The organism is Microcystis sp. M165S2, assembly GCF_020245885.1.
GTDB lineage: Bacteria > Cyanobacteriota > Cyanobacteriia > Cyanobacteriales > Microcystaceae > Microcystis.
On sequence record NZ_JADBTZ010000355.1, the window covers coordinates 1 to 3,237 of the forward strand.

Sequence of the window (3,237 nt, forward strand, 5' to 3'; positions counted from 1 at the left end):
CCGGCGGCGGACGGCTCTGAATTTTATTTGTGGGCTGTTTTGACCTTAGCCGTTAAGCTTCTATGCTGCTTGACCCGTCACCATTACATTTTCAAGGGCGATATTTGTTCCGAGGTACAAAGGATCGGGAGGTTTCCGTGATCCCTTACGCGCTTTACCGCTTTCTGTATTCTAGCGAAATCCCTCGAAAGTGGAAACGCTACCGCGTTAGTTTCACTTTGGTCGCGATTGATCTCCCGTTAAGCAAGGGCGGCTCTAACGGGAGTCCTCTCGCAACCTTGAGATAGACTAACTCGCTGTTGCCCATATTATCGGATAATTTCGATAGTAGGCGGAAAGTTTCTCAACAACTATTAAGAATCAAGGATTTAGCTTCTCAATTTTATCGTCAGTCTGACCGCAATTCTCTATTCTAACAGCAGGTAGCGATCGGAGTTGAGGAATCAGGGTGTGTCAGTTATCAGTGAACAGTAATCAGTTATCAGTGGGGAGATAGAGAGAAAAAAGCCGGTGGGTTACGGCGAATACTCAATTTTTAGTGAGACTATAACTTATTTTCGCCTAACCCACCCTACAGATGATTACCTATTCGTGGATAAGTTGCATGGGTGCGGTGCGAGGATCGATGATTTTCTGACCTAAACCCGAAAATTTGACCGCTAGATTCATTTTTTTACCCTCACCAAGGATATGGGTCACTTCTCCTTCTCCAAAAGTAGAGTGTAACACTCGATCGCCTACGCCCCATTTTCTTTGATTAGAGGCGGTTGTTTGAATGGGAACCACTTTTGGGGTCTTTTTCGGTTTCAGGTTGCTTGTGAGCAATTCTGGGGGCAATTCCTGCAAAAATTGGGAAGCTACCTTCATCTCTTTATTCCCCCAGACATATCTTTCTTTTGCGTAGGTTAAAAATAATTGTTCCTTGGCACGGGTGACTCCCACATAACAGAGACGGCGTTCTTCCTCAAGGGCAATGGGATCGTTTAAACTACGATTATGGGGAAAAATGCCCTGTTCTAAACCGACTAAAAAGACGAGGGGAAACTCTAAACCTTTGGCCGAATGAAGGGTCATTAAGGAGACTTTTTCTTGACCTTCCTGAAGATTATCTAAGTCCGAGGCTAAACTCGCACTAGCGAGAAATTCCTGTAGATTGGTTTCTTCGTTTTCCTCTTGAAATTGTACGACGGCGCTATACAATTCTTGAATATTCTCGATCCGGGTATCAGCTTCCTCGGTTCCCTGCTGTTTTAATTCATCGATATATCCCGAATCTTCCATGATTTGGTCTAAGATTTCACTAGCGGATAAATCGGTAATTTTTTCTTGCAGGTTTTGGATAATTTTAGCTAACTTATTGACGCTTTTAGTCGCACGACCAGCGAGAGTATTAACGGAAGTTTCATCGCTGATAATTTCCCATAAAGGTACTCCTAATTCTTGGGCAGCTTTGAGCAAACTATCGATTGTGGTTTTACCGATACCGCGCCGAGGAGTGTTAATAATTCTCAGTAAACTAACGGTATCAGCAGGATTGGCAATCACTCGTAAATAAGCGATCGCATCTTTAATCTCCTGTCGATCATAGAATTTAAATCCCCCGACAATATTATAGGGGATATTATTGCGAATTAACCCATCTTCAAAGGGGCGAGATTGGGCATTAATTCGGTAGAGAATGGCAAAACTACCCCAATTTAATTCGGGGTTTTCTTGGGTAAATTCTCGAATTTTATCGATAACAAAAGCCGCTTCTTCCTGTTCATCTCTGGCTTTAAAAACATAAATACTATCGCCCCCTTCTCTAGTGGGAACAAGGACTTTATCAATTCTTTGACTATTATTTTCAATTAATTTATTTGCCGCTTGTAGAATATTCTCCCGTGAACGATAGTTTTCCTGTAGTTTCACCATCGTGCGAGTATCATCATCGGGTAAACCATCGCCAAAGTCCGCTTGAAAATTGAGCAGAATAGTAAAATCCGCCATCCGAAAACTATAGATAGATTGGTCGGCATCACCCACCACAAAAATCGATCGCTCCGTCCAATTCCACTCACTTTTTTTCGTTTCACCATTAGTCGATAAAAGCCGAATTAACTCGTACTGAATCCGGTTAGTGTCTTGGTATTCATCGACTAAAATATGCTTAAATTGCGTATGCCAATAACCGAGAATAGATTCATTTTGCTGAAAAAGACGGACTGGAACCAGTATCAAATCATCAAAATCTAGCGCATTATTTTGTGCCAATTGCATCTGATAAGCCTGATAAACCTCAGAAATGACCTTTCCCCGAAAATTAGGGTTTTCTCTGGCGTAATCCCTGGGAGTTAACCCTAAGTTTTTGGCATTACTAATCGCATAACGTAGATTGCGAGCATCAAATTTTTTATCGTCTAAATTCATCTGTTTAGTGACGATATTTTTTACTAAACTCTGGGCATCAGATTCGTCCATAATTGAGAAATTCCTTTGCCAACTATGACCATATTCATCCTGATATTTATTAATGTCATAGCGCAAAATCCGACCACAAAGACTGTGAAAAGTCCCGATCCAGAGTTTTTTAGTATAATTGCGATAAACTTGAGAAAAGAGTTTTTTCTGTTCGTATTCTTCCAAAAGTTCTAATCTTTGACCGTATTTTTCCTGTGCTTGCTGTTGAGCAAAAGTTTTTTCAATTCTCGTTTTCATTTCCCGGGCCGCCTTATTGGTAAAAGTGACTGCGAGAATATTTTCTGGATCGACCTTGTGATGACGGATCAAATGGGCGATACGATAGGTTAAAGCGCTGGTTTTTCCCGATCCTGCTCCAGCAACCACCAACAAGGGGCCGCAAAAATGCTCCACAGCAAGGCGCTGAGAAGGATTGAGTTGTTCTAAATAATCGGCTGTGACTGTCATCGAAAATTTTGGGTCTGAAACCCCGTCGTTCTACGACGGCTTTACCGTTAAATACTAGCGCATTTACCAAATATATGCTAAAATGTGAGACATGGAAAAAGCCTATTGGTTTCGATTTTACCCCACACCAGAACAAGAGTCGCTATTGCGGCGCACTTTGGGCTGTGTAAGATTAGTTTACAATAAAGCTCTCCATGTCAGAACACAAGCTTGGTACGAAAAGCAAGAAAGAGTAGGCTACGCTCAAACTTCTTCAATGCTAACCGATTGGAAAAAGCAAGAAGAATTAGACTTTCTCAATGAAGTTAGTTGTGTACCTTTACAACAAGG

At 41.6% G+C, this 3,237-nt stretch carries 2 protein-coding genes; one reads left to right on the plus strand and one right to left on the minus strand.

Annotated elements, in window-relative coordinates:
• Positions 1–585 precede the first annotated feature (585 nt).
• Positions 586–2,907 carry a DNA helicase PcrA gene (gene pcrA / locus IM479_RS17655; RefSeq protein ID WP_287075624.1) on the minus strand — a complete coding sequence of 774 codons (2,322 nt, stop codon included), beginning with the start codon at positions 2,905–2,907 and terminating at the stop codon, positions 586–588.
• 91 nt (positions 2,908–2,998) lie between these two features.
• On the opposite strand from pcrA, the gene IM479_RS17660 reads away from it, so the two are divergent.
• A partial coding sequence (locus tag IM479_RS17660; RefSeq protein ID WP_287699518.1) for a helix-turn-helix domain-containing protein occupies positions 2,999–3,237 on the plus strand: 239 nt, incomplete at its 3' end.